At 69.9% G+C, this 20,731-nt stretch carries 19 protein-coding genes and 1 riboswitch; of the genes, 15 read left to right on the top strand and 4 right to left on the bottom strand.

Features of this window, described 5'->3' with window-relative positions:
• Nucleotides 1–105 precede the first annotated feature (105 nt).
• A complete protein-coding gene (locus tag ACFC0G_RS01900) occupies nt 106–1,080 on the top strand; it encodes a carbohydrate kinase family protein (protein ID WP_376395585.1) in 975 nt (324 codons plus the stop codon).
• A 40-nt stretch (nt 1,081–1,120) separates the two neighbouring features.
• Here the strand turns inward: ACFC0G_RS01900 and ACFC0G_RS01895 are convergent, their stop codons facing one another.
• On the bottom strand, nt 1,121–2,509 hold the full coding sequence (locus ACFC0G_RS01895; RefSeq protein WP_376395582.1) for a cysteine desulfurase/sulfurtransferase TusA family protein: 1,389 nt from the start codon (nt 2,507–2,509) through the stop codon (nt 1,121–1,123).
• A gap of 367 nt (nt 2,510–2,876) precedes the next feature.
• Between ACFC0G_RS01895 and coxB the strand changes: the two genes are divergently transcribed.
• From coxB to ACFC0G_RS01875, 4 genes are all read left to right on the top strand, one after another.
• Nucleotides 2,877–3,842 (top strand): cytochrome c oxidase subunit II, encoded by a 966-nt coding sequence (gene coxB / locus ACFC0G_RS01890; protein ID WP_376395579.1) that lies wholly within the window; start codon nt 2,877–2,879, stop codon nt 3,840–3,842.
• Nucleotides 3,839–5,575, top strand: a complete 1,737-nt coding sequence (ctaD, locus tag ACFC0G_RS01885; protein WP_376395576.1) for a cytochrome c oxidase subunit I — start codon at nt 3,839–3,841, stop codon at nt 5,573–5,575. Before coxB ends, ctaD begins: the two co-directional genes overlap by 4 nt.
• Nucleotides 5,572–5,970, top strand: a complete 399-nt coding sequence (locus ACFC0G_RS01880) for a cytochrome c oxidase subunit 4 (protein WP_361669642.1) — start codon at nt 5,572–5,574, stop codon at nt 5,968–5,970. Before ctaD ends, ACFC0G_RS01880 begins: the two co-directional genes overlap by 4 nt.
• Before the next feature lie 137 nt (nt 5,971–6,107).
• Nucleotides 6,108–7,367 (top strand): Ig-like domain-containing protein, encoded by a 1,260-nt coding sequence (locus ACFC0G_RS01875; RefSeq protein ID WP_376395572.1) that lies wholly within the window; start codon nt 6,108–6,110, stop codon nt 7,365–7,367.
• 133 nt (nt 7,368–7,500) lie between these two features.
• Here the strand turns inward: ACFC0G_RS01875 and ACFC0G_RS01870 are convergent, their stop codons facing one another.
• Nucleotides 7,501–7,902: a hypothetical protein gene (locus tag ACFC0G_RS01870; RefSeq protein ID WP_376395569.1), complete on the bottom strand. Its 402-nt coding sequence runs from the start codon at nt 7,900–7,902 to the stop codon at nt 7,501–7,503.
• Between the two features lie 191 nt (nt 7,903–8,093).
• On the opposite strand from ACFC0G_RS01870, the gene ACFC0G_RS01865 reads away from it, so the two are divergent.
• From ACFC0G_RS01865 to ACFC0G_RS01840, 6 genes are all read left to right on the top strand, one after another.
• Complete coding sequence (locus tag ACFC0G_RS01865; protein ID WP_376395566.1) at nt 8,094–8,714, top strand: heme-copper oxidase subunit III; 621 nt, start codon at nt 8,094–8,096, stop codon at nt 8,712–8,714.
• A gap of 74 nt (nt 8,715–8,788) precedes the next feature.
• Nucleotides 8,789–9,598 carry a c-type cytochrome gene (locus tag ACFC0G_RS01860; RefSeq protein WP_376395563.1) on the top strand — a complete coding sequence of 270 codons (810 nt, stop codon included), beginning with the start codon at nt 8,789–8,791 and terminating at the stop codon, nt 9,596–9,598.
• A complete protein-coding gene (locus tag ACFC0G_RS01855) occupies nt 9,595–10,647 on the top strand; it encodes a Rieske 2Fe-2S domain-containing protein (RefSeq protein WP_376395560.1) in 1,053 nt (350 codons plus the stop codon). Before ACFC0G_RS01860 ends, ACFC0G_RS01855 begins: the two co-directional genes overlap by 4 nt.
• Nucleotides 10,644–12,269 carry a cytochrome bc complex cytochrome b subunit gene (locus tag ACFC0G_RS01850; protein ID WP_376395557.1) on the top strand — a complete coding sequence of 542 codons (1,626 nt, stop codon included), beginning with the start codon at nt 10,644–10,646 and terminating at the stop codon, nt 12,267–12,269. Before ACFC0G_RS01855 ends, ACFC0G_RS01850 begins: the two co-directional genes overlap by 4 nt.
• Before the next feature lie 130 nt (nt 12,270–12,399).
• Nucleotides 12,400–13,464: an anthranilate phosphoribosyltransferase gene (gene trpD, locus ACFC0G_RS01845; RefSeq protein WP_376395554.1), complete on the top strand. Its 1,065-nt coding sequence runs from the start codon at nt 12,400–12,402 to the stop codon at nt 13,462–13,464.
• A gap of 76 nt (nt 13,465–13,540) precedes the next feature.
• Nucleotides 13,541–13,657, top strand: a riboswitch (SAM riboswitch).
• 216 nt (nt 13,658–13,873) lie between these two features.
• The gene (locus ACFC0G_RS01840) at nt 13,874–15,271 is read left to right on the top strand and encodes an aminotransferase class V-fold PLP-dependent enzyme (protein WP_376395551.1); all 1,398 of its coding nucleotides are present in this window, start codon (nt 13,874–13,876) and stop codon (nt 15,269–15,271) included.
• Between the two features lie 71 nt (nt 15,272–15,342).
• Here ACFC0G_RS01840 and ACFC0G_RS01835 read toward each other — a convergent pair whose 3' ends face one another.
• Both ACFC0G_RS01835 and ACFC0G_RS01830 read right to left on the bottom strand, forming a co-directional pair.
• The gene (locus tag ACFC0G_RS01835; RefSeq protein WP_030205672.1) at nt 15,343–15,624 is read right to left on the bottom strand and encodes an Lrp/AsnC family transcriptional regulator; all 282 of its coding nucleotides are present in this window, start codon (nt 15,622–15,624) and stop codon (nt 15,343–15,345) included.
• A complete protein-coding gene (locus ACFC0G_RS01830; RefSeq protein ID WP_376395548.1) occupies nt 15,621–16,355 on the bottom strand; it encodes a rhomboid family intramembrane serine protease in 735 nt (244 codons plus the stop codon). The genes ACFC0G_RS01835 and ACFC0G_RS01830 overlap by 4 nt, the downstream gene beginning before the upstream one ends.
• 158 nt (nt 16,356–16,513) lie before the next feature.
• Between ACFC0G_RS01830 and ACFC0G_RS01825 the strand changes: the two genes are divergently transcribed.
• From ACFC0G_RS01825 to ACFC0G_RS01810, 4 genes are all read left to right on the top strand, one after another.
• A complete protein-coding gene (locus ACFC0G_RS01825) occupies nt 16,514–16,756 on the top strand; it encodes a hypothetical protein (protein ID WP_055644001.1) in 243 nt (80 codons plus the stop codon).
• Nucleotides 16,757–16,790: 34 nt separating this feature from the next.
• Nucleotides 16,791–18,155, top strand: a complete 1,365-nt coding sequence (locus tag ACFC0G_RS01820) for an NYN domain-containing protein (protein ID WP_376395544.1) — start codon at nt 16,791–16,793, stop codon at nt 18,153–18,155.
• A gap of 257 nt (nt 18,156–18,412) precedes the next feature.
• Nucleotides 18,413–19,459: an NlpC/P60 family protein gene (locus ACFC0G_RS01815; protein ID WP_376395541.1), complete on the top strand. Its 1,047-nt coding sequence runs from the start codon at nt 18,413–18,415 to the stop codon at nt 19,457–19,459.
• A gap of 190 nt (nt 19,460–19,649) precedes the next feature.
• Entirely contained in the window at nt 19,650–20,672 is a 1,023-nt protein-coding gene (locus ACFC0G_RS01810) for an NlpC/P60 family protein (protein ID WP_376395538.1), read from the top strand.
• Nucleotides 20,673–20,731: the final 59 nt, after the last annotated feature.

Raw genomic sequence — 20,731 nt, 5'->3', positions numbered from 1 at the left:
TCCGGGGAAAAGGCCTACTCTGGGGTAGTTTCCCCTGTTCGGCAGCGCGCTCCCCACCCGGTAGCGTGAACTGTCATTACCGCCTTCCCGCAGGAGCGCCCCGCCGTGCGTATCGCAGTCACCGGCTCCATCGCCACCGACCACCTCATGACCTTCCCCGGAAGGTTCGCCGACCAGCTCGTGGCCGACCAGCTCCACACGGTTTCCCTCTCGTTCCTCGTCGACAACCTCGACGTGCGCCGGGGAGGCGTCGCGGCCAACATCTGCTTCGGCATGGGCCAGCTCGGCAGCCGCCCGCTCCTCGTGGGCGCCGCCGGCTTCGACTTCGACGAGTACCGCGCCTGGCTCGACCGCCACGGCGTCGACACGTCCTCGGTGCGGATCTCCGAGGTCCTGCACACCGCCCGCTTCGTCTGCACCACGGACAAGGACCACAACCAGATCGGCTCCTTCTACACGGGCGCCATGAGCGAGGCCCGGCTGATCGAGCTCAAGGCCGTCGCCGACCGCGTGGGCGGCCTCGACCTGGTCCTGATCGGCGCCGACGACCCCGAGGCGATGCTCCGCCACACCGAGGAGTGCCGCTCCCGGTCGATCCCGTTCGCCGCCGACTTCTCGCAGCAGATCGCGCGCATGGACGGCGAGGAGATCCGCACCCTCCTCGACGGGGCCACCTACCTCTTCTCCAACGAGTACGAGAAGGGCCTCATCGAGTCGAAGACCGGCTGGACCGAGGCGGAGATCCTCTCCCGCGTCGGCCACCGGATCACCACCCTCGGCTCGCGCGGCGTCCGCATCGAGCGCGTCGGCGAGACCCCGATCGAGGTCGGCTGCCCCGAGGAGACGGCCAAGGTCGACCCGACCGGCGTCGGCGACGCCTTCCGCGCCGGCTTCCTGACCGGCCTGCACTGGGGCGCCGACCTGGAGCGCGCCGCCCAGATCGGCTGCATGCTCGCCACGCTCGTCATCGAGACCCTGGGCACGCAGGAGTACACCCTGCGCCGCGCCAACTTCATGGACCGCTTCACCAAGGCGTACGGCGAAGAGGCCGCCGCCGAGGTCCGGTCCTACCTGGGCTGACGCCCCTCGCAGCGGGTGCGGCGGGTGCGACGGGTGGCTCTCAGGCCACCCGCCGCACCACGTACGCGACGCCGCCCCGCTCGGACGGCTCCTCGCCCACGTACTCCTGGCCGCGCATCTCGCACCAGGCCGGGATGTCGAGGCGGGCCGCCGCGTCGTCGGCGAGGACGGTCACCGTCCCGCCGACCGGCACGTCGCCGATCACCTTCGCCAGCTCGATCACCGGGATCGGGCAGCGCCGGCCGAGCGCGTCCACCACGAGCGAGCCGGAGCCGGCCGCCGGGACCGCGGCCGCGGCCGCCGGGGCGCCGAGCCGCTCCCGTACCCCCGCGACCACCCCCGGCAGCACGTCGAGGAAGCGGTCCACGTCCTCCGCCGCGGTGCCGGCCGGCAGCGACACCCGGACGTTGCCCTCGCTCAGCACCCCCATCGCCCGCAGCACATGGCTGGGCGTCAGCGTCGAACTCGTGCACGACGAACCGGACGAAACGGAGAAACCCTCCCGGTCCAGCTCGTGCAGCAAGGTCTCTCCGTCGACATAGAGACAGGAGAACGTGACCAGATGGGGGAGCCGGTCCACCGGATCGCCCACCACCTCCACGTCCGGCACCAGCTCCGGCACCCGCGCCCGGATCCGGTCCACCAGCCCCCGCAGCCGCGCCGCCTCGGCCGCCGCCTCCGCCCGGACCGCCCGCAGCGAGGCCGCCGCCGCCACGATCGCCGGCAGGTTCTCGAAACCGGGCGCCCGCCCCGACTCCCGTTCGTCCGACGGGCCTTGAGGCGCGAACCGCACCCCCTTCCGTACGGCGAGGAGCCCCACGCCCGCCGGGCCGCCCCACTTGTGCGCGCTCGCCGCGAGCAGCGACCAGCCGCCCTCCACCGGCCCCCAGCCCAGCGACTGGGCCGCGTCCACGAGCAGCGGCACGCCCGCGGCCCGGCAGGCCTCGGCGACCTCCGCGACCGGCTGCGCCGTCCCCACCTCGTGATTGGCCGACTGGAGACACGCCAGGGCCGTCCCCGCGCCGAGCGCCGCCGCGAAGACGGCCGCGTCCACCGCGCCGGACCGGCCCACCGGCACCTCGGTGACCGAGCCGCCCGCCGCCCCGTGCAGCTCGGCCGCGTGGAGGACGGAGGAGTGCTCGACCGCGGAGACGACGAGACCGTTCCCGACACGCCGACGGCCCGCGAGGGCCCCGGAGATTCCCGCGTGAACCGCGCGCGTCCCCGAAGGAGTGAACACGAGCTCGTCCGGGCGGCACCCCACCGCCTCCGCCGCGGCCTCCCGCGCCGCGTCCAGCAGCAGCCGGGCCCGCCTCCCCTCCCGGTACAGCCGGGCCGGATCGGCCCAGCCCTCGTCCAGGGAGGCGAGCAGCGCCTGGCGGGCGACGGGGTGCAGGGGAGCGGCGGACGCGGCGTCGAAGTACGGCATCCGCCCACGGTAGGGCCTGCCCCCGCCCTCCGGCCGACACCCCCGCCCACCCCGCCGACACGCCCGGCCCGCACATCCGTCCGCATGTCCGTCCGCTGCCCGTGAGTCCTCGTCAGAAGGCCGCCCCGGTACGCCGTCAGACCGCCGAACGGGCGTGTGGGACCCCCCTCCGGAACCCCGGAGTCCACCCCTTCGGGGACTCGGACGGCGCGTTGGGCACCCTCCCCGCGCGACCCCAAATAGCGTCCAGTAGGGTTTGGTCCGCATAAACATCCAAACCCCTGCCCGCGGCCGGGGCGGCGACCGACCAGCGAGACGGACGGCCGTGGCCGACCAACGCGGGCCGAGACTCTCGGGAAGGCGCTACGTGAGTCCCAACGGCTCCGACCGCTCGTCGCGGCGCCCGATGCGGCGGAAGCTGCCGCAGGTGCTGACTGCGGGCCTGATCCTGGCGACAGCCACGGGCTGCTCGTACAACTGGGAAGACTTCCCCCGCCTTGGTATGCCCACTCCGGTCACGGAAGAGGCACCCACGATCCTCTCCCTCTGGCAGGGCTCGTGGGCGGCTGCGCTCATCACGGGCGTCCTGGTCTGGGGGCTGATCCTGTGGTCCGTCATCTTCCACCGGCGCAGCCGCACCAAGGTCGAGGTACCCCCGCAGACGCGGTACAACATGCCCATCGAGGCGCTGTACACGGTGACACCACTCATCATCGTGTCGGTCCTCTTCTACTTCACCGCGCGCGACGAGACGAAGCTCCTTTCGCTCGCCGACAAGCCGGCCCACACCATCAACGTGGTCGGCTACCAGTGGAGCTGGGGCTTCAACTACATCGAGAACGTGCCGGGTGTGACGGGTGACGCGCAGACGGCCCCGAACCTCGACGCCATCCCGGACAAGTTCCAGGACGACTTCCCGGCGAACGCCGGCGGTGTCTACGACGCCGGTATCCCCGGCGACCGGAACCCGCAGACCGGCAACCCGGGCCCGACCCTGTGGCTGCCCAAGGGCGAGAAGGTCCGGTTCGTCCTGACCTCCCGTGACGTCATCCACTCCTTCTGGGTCGTCCCCTTCCTCATGAAGCAGGACGTCATCCCGGGTCACACCAACGCCTTCGAGGTCACCCCGAACCAGGAAGGCACCTTCCTCGGCAAGTGCGCCGAGCTGTGCGGTGTCGACCACTCCCGGATGCTCTTCAACGTCAAGGTGGTCTCCCCGGAGCGCTACCAGCAGCACCTGAAGGAGCTGGCCGAGAAGGGGCAGACCGGCTACATCCCGTCTGGCATCGAGCAGACGGACCCGGCCAGGAATGCGGAGAAGAACCAACTGTGAGCATCCACAACGAAACCCAGGGTGCCGCCGCAGCTGAGGACTCGTACGAGAACGAGCTGCCCGTACGGCGCAAGCAGCCCGGCAACGTCGTGATCAAGTGGCTGACCACCACCGACCACAAGACGATCGGGACGATGTACCTGGTCACGTCGTTCGTCTTCTTCTGCATCGGCGGACTCATGGCGCTCTTCATGCGCGCCGAGCTGGCCCGTCCGGGTACGCAGATCATGTCGAACGAGCAGTTCAACCAGGCGTTCACGATGCACGGCACGATCATGCTGCTGATGTTCGCGACGCCGCTGTTCGCCGGCTTCGCGAACTGGATCATGCCGCTGCAGATCGGCGCGCCCGACGTGGCGTTCCCGCGGCTGAACATGTTCGCGTACTGGCTGTACCTCTTCGGCTCGCTCATGGCGGTGGGTGGCTTCCTCACCCCGCAGGGTGCGGCCGACTTCGGCTGGTTCGCCTACTCCCCGCTGTCGGACGCCGTCCGCTCGCCGGGTGTCGGCGCCGACCTCTGGATCATGGGTCTGGCCTTCTCCGGCTTCGGCACGATCCTCGGTTCGGTCAACTTCATCACCACGATCATCTGCATGCGCGCTCCGGGCATGACGATGTTCCGCATGCCGATCTTCGTCTGGAACGTGCTGCTGACCGGTGTCCTGGTCCTGCTTGCGTTCCCGGTCCTGGCTGCCGCGCTGTTCGCCCTGGAGGCGGACCGCAAGTTCGGTGCCCATGTCTTCGACGCGGCCAACGGCGGCGCCTTGCTGTGGCAACACCTCTTCTGGTTCTTCGGACACCCAGAGGTGTACATCATCGCCTTGCCGTTCTTCGGCATCGTCTCCGAGATCATCCCGGTCTTCAGCCGCAAGCCGATGTTCGGCTACATCGGTCTGGTGGCCGCGACCATCGCGATCGCCGGCCTGTCCGTGACCGTGTGGGCGCACCACATGTACGTCACAGGCGGTGTGCTGCTGCCGTTCTTCTCCTTCATGACGTTCCTCATCGCCGTACCGACCGGCGTGAAGTTCTTCAACTGGATCGGAACGATGTGGAAGGGCTCGTTGTCCTTCGAGACACCGATGCTCTGGACGATCGGCTTCCTGATCACCTTCACCTTCGGTGGTCTGACGGGCGTCATCCTGGCCTCGCCGCCGATGGACTTCCACGTCTCCGACTCGTACTTCGTCGTCGCGCACTTCCACTACGTCGTCTTCGGCACCGTGGTCTTCGCGATGTTCGCCGGGTTCCACTTCTGGTGGCCGAAGTTCACGGGCAAGATGCTGGACGAGCGGCTCGGCAAGATGACGTTCTGGACGCTGTTCATCGGCTTCCACGGCACCTTCCTGGTCCAGCACTGGCTCGGTGCCGAGGGCATGCCGCGTCGTTACGCGGACTACCTCGACGCCGACGGCTTCACCGCGCTGAACACGATCTCGACGATCTCCTCCTTCCTGCTCGGTCTGTCGATCCTGCCGTTCCTCTACAACGTCTGGAAGACCGCCAAGTACGGCAAGAAGATCGAGGTCGACGACCCGTGGGGCTACGGCCGCTCGCTCGAGTGGGCGACGTCCTGCCCGCCGCCGCGGCACAACTTCCTCACCCTGCCGCGGATCCGTTCCGAATCCCCGGCGTTCGACCTGCACCACCCTGAGATCGCGGCTGTCGACCAGCTGGAGAACAAGGGGCACGAGGCCGAGGCCCTCACGGGCGCGAAGGAGGCCGGCAAGTGAAGATCCAAGGCAAGATGTTCATCTGGCTGAGCGTCTTCATCCTCGCCATGGCCATCCTCTACGGCGTGTGGTCGAAGGAGCCGGTCGGTACGACGGCGCTGTTCCTCGCGTTCGGCCTGGCCATCATGATCGGCTACTACCTGGCCTTCACGGCCCGGCGTGTCGACGCGATGGCGCAGGACGACAAGGAGGCCGACGTCGCGGACGAGGCCGGTGAGGTGGGCTTCTTCGCCCCGCACAGCTGGCAGCCGCTCTCGCTGGCCGTCGGTGGCGCGCTCGCCTTCCTCGCCGTCGCGATGGGCTGGTGGATCCTGTACTTCTCCGCCCCGCTGATCCTGGTCGGCCTCTTCGGCTGGGTCTTCGAGTTCTACCGCGGCGAGAACCAGAACCAGTAGTACGCGGCAGCAGTAGCGGTACCCCGCTCCGTACCGGAGCACCCGAGGGGCCCGGACACTTCGTCACCGAAGTGCCCGGGCCCCTCTTTTGCAGCACTCGGCGCGCTCGCACGAGGGATAGTCCTTAGCGTGAAGTCATGAACGACACGCCGCGCATTCGGACTGTTCTGAGCTGCACTCTTCTGGCCGTCACCGTCACCGCAGCCGCCACGGCGTGCGCGGGCTCCGACGGCCACCCGCTGTCGGTGAGGCCCTACGACGCGGCGGACGAGCTCGCCATCAGTGCCGCGGCCGGCGGCGCCAAGGCGGACCCGGAGAAGCCCCTGGAGATCTCCGCCAAGGGCGAGGACGGCCGGATCACCGACGTCACCGCCACCGACGCCGCAGGACGCCATCTGGCGGGTGAACTCACCGCTGACGGGCAGCGCTGGCGCTCCACGGCCTCGCTGGCGGCCGGCACGAGCTACACCGTCCGGGTGGCCACCGAGGACGAGGACGGCGCCCCAGGCGCCCGTACGTACACGTTCGAGACGGCTCCGGCCAAACGGGCCCTGACCGTCACCTTCGGGCCGGAGACGGGCACGTACGGCGTCGGACAGCCCCTCACCGCCGAACTCAGCCTCCCCGTGAAGGACCGGGCGGCCCGCGCGGTCGTCGAACGGGCCCTCAAGGTCCGCTCCACCCCCGCCGTCGACGGCGGCTGGTACTGGGTGGACGACAAGCAACTCCACTTCCGCCCGAAGGAGTACTGGCCCGCGGGCGCCCGCGTGACGGCCACCGCCAACCTGGACGGCCTCAAGGTGGGGGACAAGCTCTACGGCGGCGCGTCCAAGTCGCTGAAGCTCTCCATCGGCGACCGGATAGAAGCCGTCGCCGACGCGGGATCGCACTACATGACCGTTCGGCGCAACGGAGAAGTGATCAACACCATTCCGGTGACCACCGGCAAGCCTGGCTTCTCCACCCGCAACGGCATCAAGGTCGTGCTCGGCAAGGAGTACTACGTCCGGATGCGGGGCACCAGCATCGGCATCTCGGAAGGCAGCTCCGAGTCCTACGACCTGCCGGTCTACTACGCCACCCGGGTGACATGGAGCGGCGAATACGTCCACGCCGCGCCGTGGTCCGTCGGCTCGCAGGGCGTGGCGAACGTCAGCCACGGCTGTGTCGGCATGTCGACGGGGAACGCGGCCTGGTTCTACGAGACCGTCCGCCCCGGCGACATCGTCAAGACCGTCAACAGCTACGGCGACACGATGGACACCTTCGGCAACGGCTTCGGCGACTGGAACATGCCGTGGGACAAGTGGCGCAAGGGCAGCGCCCTGGTGGAGGAGTCCGGAGACCCCACAGCCACCGAGGACGCCAAAGCCCGTCTGCGACCGCTCTCCTTTTGAGGCTCGGTTCGCCTCCGGGGCGCTTCAGCCGGGCTCACAACCCCGACCGTGCTCGCCTCCTTCGTTCCTCAGGAGGCTCCGCGCGCTCGGGGCTGTTCCCCCGGCGCGCCCCTTCGGCTCACTCGCCAGGGTGCTACGCGTCCAGGGACAGGCGGGAGCGCAGCAGGGCGGCCAGGGACGCCGCGAACTCCACCGGTTCCACCGGAAGGGTGATCGCGGCGTCCGCGCGGCTCCAGGTGGCCAGCCAGGCGTCCTGCGGGCGTCCGATGAGCAGCAGCACCGGCGGGCAGCGGAAGATCTCGTCCTTGATCTGCCGGCAGACGCCCATGCCGCCCGCGGGCACCGCCTCGCCGTCCAGGACGCAGACGTCGATACCGCCCTCGTCCAGGCGCTTCAGCACCGCCGGCAGCGTCGCGCACTCCACGAACTCGACCGGCGGGACGTCGGCCGCGGGCCTGCGACCGGCGGCGAGGCGCACCTGTGCGCGGGTGTTCGCGTCGTCGCTGTAGACCAGGACCGTGGCACTCGACTGCATCGTTCCTCCGTGGGGAAGTCCGTGGGAAGGTCGTCGATCGATGCGCGGGATGCTACTCCGGTCCACACCCCGTCAACACCCGTTCAGCACCTGTTCGAAGGGGCTTCCGATGGGCCGTTCGGGCTGGACACACCCCCCTGACACTCCGAACGGCACCCCCCGGAGTGAGGGCGGGATAAGCGACCGACATAATGTCGGTCGTGGCGACAGTAACGACAGTAGAAACAGGGCACGCGCACCCGTCGGTCAATCGACCGAACCTCACCAGCGTCGGAACCATCATCTGGTTGAGCTCCGAGCTGATGTTCTTCGCGGCCCTCTTCGCGATGTACTTCACCCTGCGATCGGTGACCGGTCCCGAATTCTGGGCGGAACAGGCCTCGGCCTTGAACTTCCCGTTCTCGGCGACCAACACCACGATCCTGGTGCTCTCCTCCCTCACCTGTCAGCTCGGCGTCTTCGCCGCCGAGCGGGGCGACGTGAAGAAGCTCCGGACGTGGTTCATCATCACGTTCGTGATGGGTTCGATCTTCATCGGCGGCCAGGTCTTCGAGTACACCGAGCTGGTCAAGCACGAGGGCCTCTCGCTCTCGTCGAACCCGTACGGCTCCGTGTTCTACCTGACCACCGGCTTCCACGGCCTGCACGTGACGGGCGGTCTCATCGCCTTCCTGCTGGTCCTCGGCCGGACGTACGCCGCCAAGAGGTTCACCCACGAGCAGGCAACCGCCGCCATCGTCGTGTCCTACTACTGGCACTTCGTCGATGTCGTCTGGATCGGCCTCTTCGCCACGATCTACATGATCAAGTAATCGGTCCCGCCGACACGGCGGACCGAGACATCCAGCAAGCATCGACGCAGAAGATCCTGACACCGGGGTAATCCGTGAAAAAGCTCTCCGCACGACGACGCCATCCGCTGGCGGCGGTCGTCGTCCTCCTACTCGCGCTGGCGGCCACTGGGGGGCTGTACGCCGCGTTCGCGCCCGCGGGCACGGCGAAGGCCGATGAAACCGCCCAGTCCCTCGCGATCGAGGAGGGCAAGAAGCTCTACTCCGTCGGCTGCGCCAGCTGCCACGGAACCGGCGGTCAGGGCACCTCTGACGGCCCGTCCCTCGTCGGCGTCGGCTCGGCCGCGGTCGACTTCCAGGTCGGCACGGGCCGTATGCCGGCCCAGCAGCCGGGCGCCCAGGTCCCGAAGAAGAAGGTCATCTACTCGCAGGCTGAGATCGATCAGCTCGCGGCGTACGTCGCCTCTCTCGGTGCCGGTCCGATCACGCCGACCGAGGCGCAGTACAGCCCTGCAGGTGCGGACGTCGCCAAGGGTGGCGAGCTGTTCCGCTCCAACTGTGCCCAGTGCCACAACTTCACCGGTGAGGGCGGCGCGCTGAGCAACGGCAAGTACGCCCCGAACCTCGAAGGCGTGAGCCCGAAGCACCTCTACGAGGCCATGCAGACCGGCCCGCAGAGCATGCCTTCCTTCCCGGACACGACCATGCCGGAGAAGGAGAAGAAGGACATCATCGCGTACGTCCAGGCCGTCAACAGCGACAAGGCCGACAACCCGGGCGGCTTCAAGCTCGGTGGCCTCGGCCCCGTCTCCGAGGGTCTGTTCGCCTGGGTCTTCGGTCTGGGTGCGCTCATCGCAGTTGCCGTCTGGGTCGCGGCCCACACCGCTAAGGCCAAGAAGTCATGAGTACCCAAGAGATTCCAGAAGAGAACCTGCCCGCGGGGCAGGACACCGCGCACGGCGCGGTGAAGGTCGCCGACGACCCGTTCGCCGACCCGGGCCTTCCGCCCCACAAGCCGCGCATCCAGGACATCGACGAGCGGGCCGCTCGCCGGTCCGAGCGTGCGGTCGCCTTCATGTTCGTGCTGTCGATGCTGGCGACGATCGCCTTCATCGCCTCGTACGTGATCTTCCCGGTCGATCAGATCGTGTACATCTGGCCCTTCGGCCGGGTGTCCTCGCTCAACTTCGCCCTGGGCTGGACCCTCGGCCTGGCTCTCTTCTTCATCGGCGCGGGTGCGGTCCACTGGGCCCGCACCCTGATGTCCGACGTCGAGGTCGCCGACGAGCGTCACCCGATGGCGGCGTCGCCCGAGGTCAAGGCGCAGGTCATGGCGGACTTCGCGGCCGGTGCCGCCGAGTCCGGCTTCGGCCGCCGCAAGCTGATCCGCAACACGCTGTTCGGTGCGCTGGCGCTCGTCCCGCTCTCCGGCGTCATGCTTCTGCGTGACATGGGTCCGCTGCCCGAGAAGAAGCTCCGGGTCACCAAGTGGGCCCGCGGCAAGCAGCTGATCAACATGAACACGCACGAGCCGCTGCGTCCCGAGGACGTCGCGGTCGGTTCGCTGACCTTCGCGATGCCCGAGGGCATGTCGGAGCACGACCACGACTTCCAGACCGAGATCGCCAAGGCCGCCCTGATGATCGTCCGGATCCAGCCGGACGACATCAAGGACAAGCGCGAGCTCGAGTGGTCGCACGAGGGCGTCGTCGCCTTCTCGAAGATCTGCACCCACGTGGGTTGCCCGATCTCCCTGTACGAGCAGCAGACGCATCACGTGCTCTGCCCGTGCCACCAGTCCACCTTCGACCTCTCCGACGGCGCCCGCGTCATCTTCGGCCCGGCCGGTCACGCCCTCCCGCAGCTGCGGATCGGTGTGAACGACAAGGGCTTCCTGGAGGCGCTCGGCGACTTCGACGAGCCCGTCGGTCCTGCCTTCTGGGAGCGCGGATGAGCACCGTGACCGATACGAACAAGAAGGCCCCCGCCGGTGAGCGGGTCGCCGACTGGGCCGACGGTCGCCTGGGGATCTACACGCTGGCCAAGGCCAACATGCGGAAGATCTTCCCGGACCACTGGTCCTTCATGCTGGGCGAGATCTGCCTCTACAGCTTCCTCATCATCATCCTGACGGGCGTCTATCTGACGATGTTCTTCCACCCGTCGATGAACGAGGTGGAGTACGTCGGACCGTACGTCCCGCTCCAGGGACAGCTGATGTCCGAGGCGTTCAACTCGACCATGCACATCTCGTTCGAGGTGCGCGGTGGTCTGCTGATCCGGCAGATCCACCACTGGGCGGCGCTGATCTTCCTCGCCGGCATGTTCGTGCACATGATGCGCGTGTTCTTCACCGGCGCGTTCCGCAAGCCGCGTGAGATCAACTGGCTGTTCGGCTTCCTGCTGTTCTTCCTGGGCATGTTCACCGGTTTCACCGGCTACTCGCTCCCGGACGACCTGCTCTCCGGCACCGGTGTCCGCTTCATGCAGGGCGCGATCCTGTCCGTGCCGGTCGTCGGCACGTACCTCTCGATGTTCCTGTTCGGCGGGGAGTTCCCCGGCGGCGACTTCGTGGCCCGGTTCTACTCGGCGCACGTGCTGCTGCTGCCCGGCATCATGCTGGGCCTGGTGGTCGCCCACCTCATCCTGGTGGTCGTCCACAAGCACACGCACTACGAGGGCCCCGGCCGCACGAACAAGAACGTCGTCGGCATGCCGCTGCTGCCCGTGTACATGGCGAAGGCCGGAGGCTTCTTCTTCCTGGTCTTCGGCGTCATCGCGATCATCGCGGCGATCGCCTCGATCAACCCGATCTGGGCCATCGGCCCGTACCGCCCGGACCAGGTGTCCACCGGCGCCCAGCCCGACTGGTACATGGGCTTCGCCGAGGGTCTGATCCGTGTCATGCCGGGCTGGGAGATCAACCTCTGGGGCCACACGCTCGTCCTGGGCGTGATGATCCCGCTGGCGATCTTCCCGGCGGTGCTCGCGGCGATCGCGGTCTACCCGTTCATCGAGTCCTGGATCACCGGCGACAAGCGCGAGCACCACATCTCGCAGCGCCCGCGCAACGCTCCGACGCGCACCGCCTTCGGTGTCGCCTGGATCACCGCGTACATGGTCATGCTCGTGGGTGGTGGAAACGACCTCTGGGCGACCCACTTCCACCTGTCGATCAACTCGATCACCTGGTTCGTGCGGATCTTCTTCTTCGTCGGCCCGGTCATCGCGTTCATCGCCACCAAGCGGATCTGCCTCGGCCTCCAGCGCCGGGACAAGGACAAGGTGCTGCACGGCCGCGAGTCGGGCATCATCAAGCGCCTGCCGCACGGTGAGTTCGTCGAGGTCCACGAGCCGCTCAGCCAGGGCGAGCTGCACCGCCTCACGGCGCACGAGCAGTACGAGGCCGCGGAGCTCCCGGCGGCGGTCGACGAGAACGGCGTCGAGCGCAAGATCGGCGCCATCGAGAAGCTCCGGGTCAAGCTCAACAAGGGCTACTACGGCGGCGACAGCCAGGTCGCCAAGCCCACCTCGGAGGAGTACAAGGAGATCCAGAGCGGCCACGGCCACCACTGATCCCCTGACCTCCCACTGATGTAGGTCGCCACGGTGAGAGCCCCGTCCATTCGATGGACGGGGCTCTTCGCCGTCCCCGGGGCTCGATAGGGTGGCCTTGTACTTCCCTACGTGACTGCCAGGAGCTGCCATGAGCGCTGCGACCCCCGCTGGAGGACCTACGTCGGCGGGCCGCTCCTGGCCCGTCCTCCTGAACGGCCTGCTCGACGGCCGCGACCTCGCCGCCGACGACACCGCCTGGGCGATGGACCTGATCATGCGCGGCGAGGCGACCGACGCCCAGATCGCCGGATTCATGGTGGCGCTGCGGGCCAAGGGCGAGACGGTCGCGGAGATCACCGGCCTCGTGCGGAGCATGTACGAGCACGCCAACGTGATCGAGGTGCCGGGCCCCGCCGTCGACATCGTCGGCACCGGCGGCGACGGCGCCAAGACGGTCAACATCTCCACGATGGCGTCGATCGTCGCCGCCGGAACGGGCGTGAAGGTGGTCAAGCACGGCAACCGCGCCGCGTCCTCCGCCTCCGGCTCCTCCGACGTCCTGGAGAAGCTCGGCATCAACCTGAACCTGACCCCGCAGCGGGTCGCCGAGGTCGCCGAGGAAGCCGGCATCACCATCTGCTTCGCGGTGAAGTTCCACCCGGCGCTGCGGCACGTCGCCGCCGCGCGCGGCCAGCTGGGCATCCGGACCACCTTCAACGTCCTCGGCCCGCTGACCAATCCGGCCAAGGTACGGGCCCAGGCCGTCGGCGTCGCCGACGCGCGCATGGCGCCGATCGTGGCCGGGGTCTTCGCCGAGCGCGGCAACTCCGCCCTGGTCTTCCGCGGCGACGACGGCCTGGACGAGCTGACGACCACCTCCACCTCCAGGGTCTGGGTGGTCCGCGACGGCGCCGTGACCGAGGAGCGCTTCGACCCGCGGGACGTGGGCATCGACCTCGTCCCCCTGGAGGCGCTGCGCGGCGCGGACGCCTCGTTCAACGCCGACGTCGCCCGCCGCCTGCTCGCGGGGGAGACCGGGCCCGTACGGGACGCGGTGCTCCTCAACACCGCGGCGGCGCTCACCGCCCTGGAGCCGGGCGAGGGCACTCTCGCGGACCGGCTGCGGGCCGGCATCGCGAAGGGCGCCGAGGCGATCGACTCCGGCGCGGCCCGCCAGGCCCTGGAGCGCTGGATCGCCGCCAGCAACGCCTAGTTCCCGGCCAAGACCCCGGTCCAGCATGCGGACCGGGGTCTTGCGCTTCCGCGATCATGTGGCAGGATGCATGCCAGGTCATGAGTGACAGCTGTGAAGCCCCGGCTTGCTGTCCGGCAACCCTCCGTCCGTGGCGGGGTGCCCCGGGTGAAGACCAGGCCGTAGGCAGCGAGGTCTACGGCAAGCGCGGACCCCTCGAACACCAGGGGTCCTGGTCTCTCGAGGAGCTTTTTCCGTGAGCAAGCGAATGCGATAGGGCGAATCCGCCCCAACTTCACCCTCGGAACAGGGTCACTTCCGCGTACCCACGCACCCGTCGTTCTCCGAGGCATCACCCGTACCCCGCCGCGTCCGGCCGCGTACGGATTCCACTGAAGCCATTCAGCACCGCCCGCCGGGAGATATCGCCATGTCCGCACGCCCGAACACCGCCGCCGCCACCGCCGTTTCCGCCGCCGAGTCCGCCGACCCCTGCTGCGCCGCCCCGCTGCCGGTCCTCGGCCGGGACGTCACCGTCCCGCTCGTCACCGGCGGCGAAGTGACCTACGCGGCGCTCGACTACGCCGCCAGCGCCCCGGCGCTCCAGCGGGTGTGGGACGACGTCGCCGCGTACGCCCCCTACTACGGCAGCGTCCACCGCGGCGCCGGCTACCTCTCCCAGCTCTCCACCGACCTCTTCGAGAACAGCCGCGTCACCGTCGCCGAGTTCCTCGACTGCCGCCCCGGCGACCAGGTCGTCTTCACCCGCTCCACCACCGACTCGCTCAACCTGCTCGCCGCCACCCTCCCGGCCGGCTGCGAGGTCTTCGTCTTCGAGACCGAGCACCACGCCTCGCTGCTGCCCTGGCGCGACGCCCGCGTCACCTACCTCAACGCGCCGCGCACCCCGGAGCAGGCCGTCGCCACCCTGGAGCGCGCGCTCGCCGACCGCGACCCCTACGGTCCCGCCCTGGTCTGCGTCACCGGCGCCTCGAACGTCACCGGTGAGCTGTGGCCGGTGAAGGAGCTCGCCGCCGCCGCGCACGCCCACGGCGCCCGGATCGTGCTCGACGCCGCCCAGCTCGCGCCCCACCACCCCGTCTCCGTACAGGAGTTGGACGTGGACTGGATCGCCTTCTCCGGGCACAAGCTGTACGCGCCCTTCGGCTCGGGCGTCCTCGCGGGCCGCTCCGACTGGCTCCAGGACTCCGAGCCTTACCTCGCCGGCGGCGGCGCCTCCCGCAAGGTGGCGCGCCGCGCCGACGGCGGCGTGGACGTGGAGTGGCACACCACCGCGGCCCGCCACGAGGCCGGCTCCCCGAACGTCATCGGCGTCTACTCCATCGCCTCCGCCTGCAAGGCGCTCACCGAGGCCGGCTTCGACCAGCTCGTCGCCCGCGAGCAGCACCTGATCGACACGGTCCGCGCGGGCCTCGCCGAGGTGCCCGAGGTCAAGGTGCTCTCGCTCTTCGGCGACGACGCCCCCCGTGTCGGCGTCATCTCCTTCGTCGTGGAGGGCTGGAACAGCTCCCACTTCGCCGCCGCGCTCTCCGCCGAGTACGGCATCGGCGTCCGCGACGGCCTGTTCTGCGCCCACCCGCTGGTCCGCACGCTGCTCGGCAGCGACCCGCAGGACCCGGGCGAGTGCGGCGCCCCCGAGGCCGCGCCCGGCGAGCGCTCGCTCAACGCCATCCGGGTGAGCTTCGGCGCCGGTACGCCGGACGAGCACGTCGAGCGGTTCGTCGGCGCCGTGAAGGAGCTCGTCCGGGACGGCGCGCAGTGGAAGTACCGCACCGAGGACGGCCGCTGCGTTCCGGACCGCGGCTGATCAGTCACTCGTACGGGTGAAGGGGGCCTCCCGACCGGGAGGCCCCCTTCACTCATGACGCGTGCGCGGCCTCAGGACTCCAGGCCGATGGCGAAGGCCGCCTCCAGGTCGTGCTGGGAGTACGTACGGAACGCCACGTGGGTGTCCGTGGCCTCGACGCCGGGGATCTTGCTGATGCTTCCGGGGATCACGTCCGCCAGGTCGTCGTGGCGCGGGACCCGGACCATGGCGATCAGGTCGTAGGTGCCGGTCACCGAGAAGACCTCGCTGACGCTGTCGAGCGCGGCGATCGACTCGGCGATCTCGGGGATGCGGTCCACGCTGGTCTTGATGAGCACGATCGCGGTGATCACGGCTGGCTTTCTCCCTCGGTCGCCGCGGCTGGAGCCTTCACTCTATCCCCACCCCGGTAGCGGCCCCAGGCGTAGAGGAAGCCGACGGAGAAGCCCACGACGTGGGCCAGATAGGCGACGCCGGGGCCGGGGCCCGCCGCCCGTGCCGCCAGCCACTGGAGCACGAACCAGAAGATCAGCACGATCCAGGCGGGGAAGCGCAGCGGCAGGAAGAAGAGGAAGGGGAAGAGGCTGGTCACCCGGGACCGCGGGAAGAGGAAGAGGAACGCCCCGAGCACCCCGGAGATCGCCCCGGACGCCCCGACGAGCGTCTGCTCGCTGTTCGCGTGTGCCACCGCGTACCCGAGGAGGGCGAGATAGCCGGTGCCCAGGTAGAAGAGGGCGAACGCGACCGGACCCATGCGCTCCTCGGCCATCGCGCCGAAGACGTAGAGGAAGAGCATGTTTCCCAGCAGGTGGAGCCAGCTGCCGTGGACGAAGAGCGCGGTGAGCGGGGTGAGCAGGGCGCGCGGGTCGCCGCCCATCAGCTCGGCGGGGACCACGCCCCAGCGGCGGAAGTACGTTCCCTGGGCCGCGAGCAGCGCGTCCCCCGTGCCGTACACCGGGTTGAGTCCGGAGACCGGGCTCAGCGCGAAGAGCAGACAGCAGGCGGCGATGAGGCCGTAGGTCACCGTGGGGCCGCCGCGGGTGCCCCGCCGGGCACCGAGGGTCGCCGCTCGCCAGTCGATCATGGACAGATCATGGCGTACCGGGGCCCAAGTGGACAGAGTGCCTCGCCGTGCTCCGGCGCACCGGCGAGGCCGTAGGGTAACGGGCAGTACAACCGCAGTTCGACGGCGCACCGCGGCTCCCGCACCTGGTACCACGCAACAGGAAGAAGGACGGCACGATGACGACGGTTCCCCTGCCGACCGACGAGACCCGCTGGCGCTGCACGCTGTGCGGCAATCTCACCCGCTTCGACGTGACCCGCTCCTCCAAGGTCGTGGAGTACGTCCATCTGGACCTCGCGGGCGACCCGACGGTCGAGGAGCGGCAGGTGGTCAGTGAGACCATCGAGTCGGTCCGCTGCCGCTGGTGCAACGCGGTGGACCAGATCGAACTGGTGGACAGGCCGGGCGCCGCTTCCTGAGGGACGGCGCGGACGACAGTAGGGGTGACGGATCGTGGAGCAGCCCGCGCACGGTGGAGAGCCGGCCGGCGCGGCAGGTGACGCTGCCGAGACGCTCGACCACCCACTGACGGAAGGCGTACGTCGGCGGGTCGTCGCGCTGGTCGCGGACGCCTTCGGCGGGCTGACCGTCGCGGAGCTGCCGGCCCCCCTGCGGCAGTACGCCCGGTTCACCGCGTCCCGGCGCGCCAAGTTCGCCGGGAACGCGATGGCGGCCGCCCTGGAGAGCGACCCGCTCTTCCGGCAGCGGATCGGCGAACGGTTCAAGCAGGCCCAGCCCGAGCTGGCCGGGGCCGTCGAGACCGGCACCCCGCCCGCCGCCGCCGACCCGGTCGACGTGGCCGCCGCCGCCTATGTGCTGCGGCCGGCCGGCTGGGTCAAGCTCGTGGCCGCCGCGGGCGAGGAGGCCCAGCGGGCGGACGCCGAGCGGGCCGACGAGGCCGGGCGGCGCGAACTGGAGCGGCTGCGCGAGGAACTCGCCGCCGCCCGGGACCGCTCCCGCGGCGAGACGGAGCAGCTGCGGCACGATCTGGAGGCCGCCCGGAAGGAAGCGGAATCGCTTCACCGCAAGCTGCGCAGCGCCCAGAGCGACGTGAAGCGCGGCGAGGCGGCGATGCGCCGCGCGCAGGGCGAGATCGACACCGCGCGGGCGGAGGCGGCGGCCCAGGTGTCGGCCGCCGAGAGCGAGAGCCGCCGGCTCAAGGCCCGGCTCGGCGAGGTCGAGGCGGCCCTGGAGGCGAGTCGCAGGACCGCCCGCGAGGGACGTTCGGTGGAGGACATGCGGCTGCGGCTGCTGCTCGACACGGTCCTGGACGCGGCCCAGGGGCTGCGCCGCGAACTGGCGCTGCCGCCCGTCTCCGTGCACCCGGCGGACACCGTGGACGCGGTGGAGCCGGGGCGGATGTCCCCGAAGGACATCGCGGCGCGGGCGCTCTCCGAGACCGATCCCGCGCTACTCGACCAACTGCTCGCGCTGCCGCAGGCGCATCTGGTCGTCGACGGCTACAACGTCACCAAGACCGGCTATCCGACGATGCCGTTGGAGAAGCAGCGGCTGCGGCTGCTCGGGAGCCTCTCGGCCCTCGCGGCCCGTTCGGGCGCCGAGGTCACGTGTGTCTTCGACGGGGCGGAGCTGGCGGCCCCGGTGCTGCTCGCGCCGCCGCGCGGGGTGCGGGTGCTCTTCTCCAAGCCGGGAGTCACGGCGGACGAGTTGATCCGGCAGCTGGTGCGGGCCGAGCCGCCGGGGCGTCCCGTGGTCGTGGTCTCCACGGACCGCGAGGTGGCCGACGGGGTGGCGAAGGCGGGGGCGAGGCCCGTGACGTCCGCCTTGTTGCTGAAGCGGCTTTCGCGGCTCTCGTAACACCTCGTAACTCCTGGGCGGTATGCCCGAATTCTGGATGGCACACCGTCAAGTGGCCATCACTGCCCGTACGGTGTGTGTGAACAAAGTGCTGCGTGAGCGATATTTTTGCCGGTGGGATTTGAACTGATCACAACTTGGTCACTAGGGTCAGGCTTCGAACCTTCGCGCGGTCGATCACCCATCCGGGGTGACGGCGGAGGAACCGCCTGCCCCTCACGGGTTGGGCGGCTCTGAGGAAGAAGGAGCTCGCCTTCGTGGCGTCCCACCGTCGACCCAAGCAGCCGAGCCGTGCCCGTGTGACCGTGCTCACCGCGGCCGCGGCCGCCGCCGTCGCCCTCTCCGCCCAGTCCGGAGCCCAGGCGGCCCCCAAGCCCAAGATCGACGAGGTCAAGTCGAAGGTCGACGAGCTCCACCACGAGGCCGAAGAGGCCACGGAGCAGTACAACCAGGCCGAAGAGCGCCGCGGCAAGCTGCAGTCGGAGATCGGCAACCTCCAGGACAAGGTGGCCCGCGGTCAGCAGGAGCTCAACACCCTGCGCGACCAGATCGGTTCGGTCGCCAGCGCCCAGTACCGCTCCGGCGGCATCGACCCGGCGCTCCAGCTCTTCCTCTCCGCCGACCCGGACACCTATCTCGACAAGGCGTCCGCGATCGACCAGCTGAGCGCCCAGCAGGCCGACGTCCTCACGTCGATCCAGGCCAAGCAGCGGACCCTCGCCCAGCAGCGCGCCGAGGCGACCACGAAGCTGACCGACCTCGAGGACGTCCGCAAGACGCTCGGCGCCAAGAAGAAGAAGTTCCAGAACAAGCTCGCCGAGGCGCAGAAGCTCCTCAACACGCTCACGGCGGCCGAGAAGGCCAAGCTGGAGCAGGAGGAGCGGGCGAAGGAGCAGCGGGCCAGCCGCGCCGCCGGCGAGCGGATCGACCTCGGCAACGAGGCCCCCGCGAGCGGCCTCGGCGCCGCCGCGCTCAGCGCCGCGGCCACCCAGATCGGCAAGCCGTACGCCTCCGGCCAGGAGGGCCCGAACTCGTACGACTGCTCCGGGCTGACCCAGTGGGCCTACGGCCAGGCCGGCGCCCGGCTCAGCCGCGTCACCTACACCCAGCAGAACGACGGCACGAAGATCGGCCGCAGCCAGCTCAAGCCGGGCGACCTGGTCTTCTTCAACGGCCTGTCGCACGTGGGTCTGTACGCGGGCAACAACACGATCCTGCACGCCCCGAAGCCGGGCGCCAACGTCCGCTACGAGTCGATGAACTACATGGGCACGTTCCAGTTCGGTGTCCGCATCGGAGGCTGACACGCCCCGCCCCGGCATGCCGCCCAAACGGGTGGTTCGCCCGGACCCGAGCTGACCTGACGCCCCGCCGGTGACCTGTGATCTCCGGCGGGGCGTCACTTTGTGTGTCCGACGGCTTCGTTGGACGCGGAGTGATCAGCGGCTACTGTCTGCCGCGCCAGTCTGCGTCGAGCCGAACGGAGCGCGATTAGTGGCGTCCCACCGCCGACCCGCGAGGGTCACCGTCCTGACCGCAGCCGCCGCGGCCACCGCGGCGGCGTCCCTCGGGGCCGTCCCCGCGAGCGCCGACCCGGGGGCTACCCCCGCGGCCACCCGGGCCACGGTCGACCGCCTCTTCGAGGAGGCCGAGAAGGCCACCGAGGGCTTCAACAAGGCGGACGAGAAGGCGGACGCGTTCCGCCGGACGGTCTCCCAGGCGCAGGACGGACTCGCCCGCGGCCAGGAGCGCATCAACCACATGCGGGGCGCCCTCGGCTCGGTCGCCGGCGCCCAGTACCGCTCCGGCGGCATCGACCCCGCCCTCGCGCTGCTGCTCTCCTCCGACCCGGACAGCTACCTGGAGCGCGCCTCCGCCCTCGACCGCGCCACCGCCCGGCAGAGCGCCGCGCTCGGCGAACTCCGGCGGGAGCAGCACCGGCTGAACCAGAAGCGGGACGAGGCGCGCACCGCCCTCGCCGAGCTCGAACGCAGCCGGGCCGACGTCGCCCGCCACAAGCGCACCGTCGAGCGCAAGCTCGCCGAGGCCCGCCGGGTCCTCGCCGCCCTCACCGTCGAGGAGCGCGCCGACTACGACCGCTCCTCCCGCTCCGGCGGACGCGCGGACGCCGCCGGGGAGCTGCCGCCCCTCGCGGACCTCGGCCCCGGCTCCTCGCGGGCCTCCGCCGCGGTGATCGCGGCCCGCAGCGCGATCGGCAAGCCGTACGTGTGGGGGGCGACCGGGCCCTCCGGCTTCGACTGCTCGGGCCTGATGGTCTGGTCGTACCGGCAGGCCGGGATCAGCCTGCCGCGCACCTCCTCGGCGCAGCGGCACGCGGGCCGACAGGTGCCGCTCTCCCAGGCGCAGCCCGGCGACCTGGTCACGTACCGCGGCGACGCCAGCCATGTGGGGATCTACGCGGGCAACGGTCAGGTCATCCACGCCCCCTACCCGGGTGCGCGGGTCCGCTACGACCCGGTGAACATGATGTCGAACGTGACGGTGACGCGGGTCTGAGTCCGGGGCGGCCGCCGATCCCGCCGTACCGGAAGCGGTACCGGCGGGTCCGCCCGTAC

Source organism: Streptomyces sp. NPDC056169, assembly GCF_042268445.1.
Classification (GTDB): domain Bacteria; phylum Actinomycetota; class Actinomycetes; order Streptomycetales; family Streptomycetaceae; genus Streptomyces.
The sequence above is the reverse complement of the archived record's forward strand: the minus strand, read 5'-3'. Positions and strand labels throughout refer to the sequence as shown.

Excerpts from the sequence above, each read along its gene's own strand:
- ACFC0G_RS01850 (WP_376395557.1), top strand. The coding sequence starts at position 10,644 with ATGAGCACCGTGACCGATACGAACAAGAAGGCCCCCGCCGGTGAGCGG.
- ACFC0G_RS01855 (WP_376395560.1), top strand. The coding sequence starts at position 9,595 with ATGAGTACCCAAGAGATTCCAGAAGAGAACCTGCCCGCGGGGCAGGAC.
- trpD (WP_376395554.1), top strand. The coding sequence starts at position 12,400 with ATGAGCGCTGCGACCCCCGCTGGAGGACCTACGTCGGCGGGCCGCTCC.
- ACFC0G_RS01875 (WP_376395572.1), top strand. The coding sequence starts at position 6,108 with ATGAACGACACGCCGCGCATTCGGACTGTTCTGAGCTGCACTCTTCTG.
- ACFC0G_RS01825 (WP_055644001.1), top strand. The coding sequence starts at position 16,514 with ATGACGACGGTTCCCCTGCCGACCGACGAGACCCGCTGGCGCTGCACG.
- ACFC0G_RS01865 (WP_376395566.1), top strand. The coding sequence starts at position 8,094 with ATGTCGGTCGTGGCGACAGTAACGACAGTAGAAACAGGGCACGCGCAC.
- ACFC0G_RS01830 (WP_376395548.1), bottom strand. The coding sequence starts at position 16,355 with ATGATCGACTGGCGAGCGGCGACCCTCGGTGCCCGGCGGGGCACCCGC.
- ACFC0G_RS01840 (WP_376395551.1), top strand. The coding sequence starts at position 13,874 with ATGTCCGCACGCCCGAACACCGCCGCCGCCACCGCCGTTTCCGCCGCC.
- ACFC0G_RS01895 (WP_376395582.1), bottom strand. The coding sequence starts at position 2,509 with ATGCCGTACTTCGACGCCGCGTCCGCCGCTCCCCTGCACCCCGTCGCC.
- ACFC0G_RS01870 (WP_376395569.1), bottom strand. The coding sequence starts at position 7,902 with ATGCAGTCGAGTGCCACGGTCCTGGTCTACAGCGACGACGCGAACACC.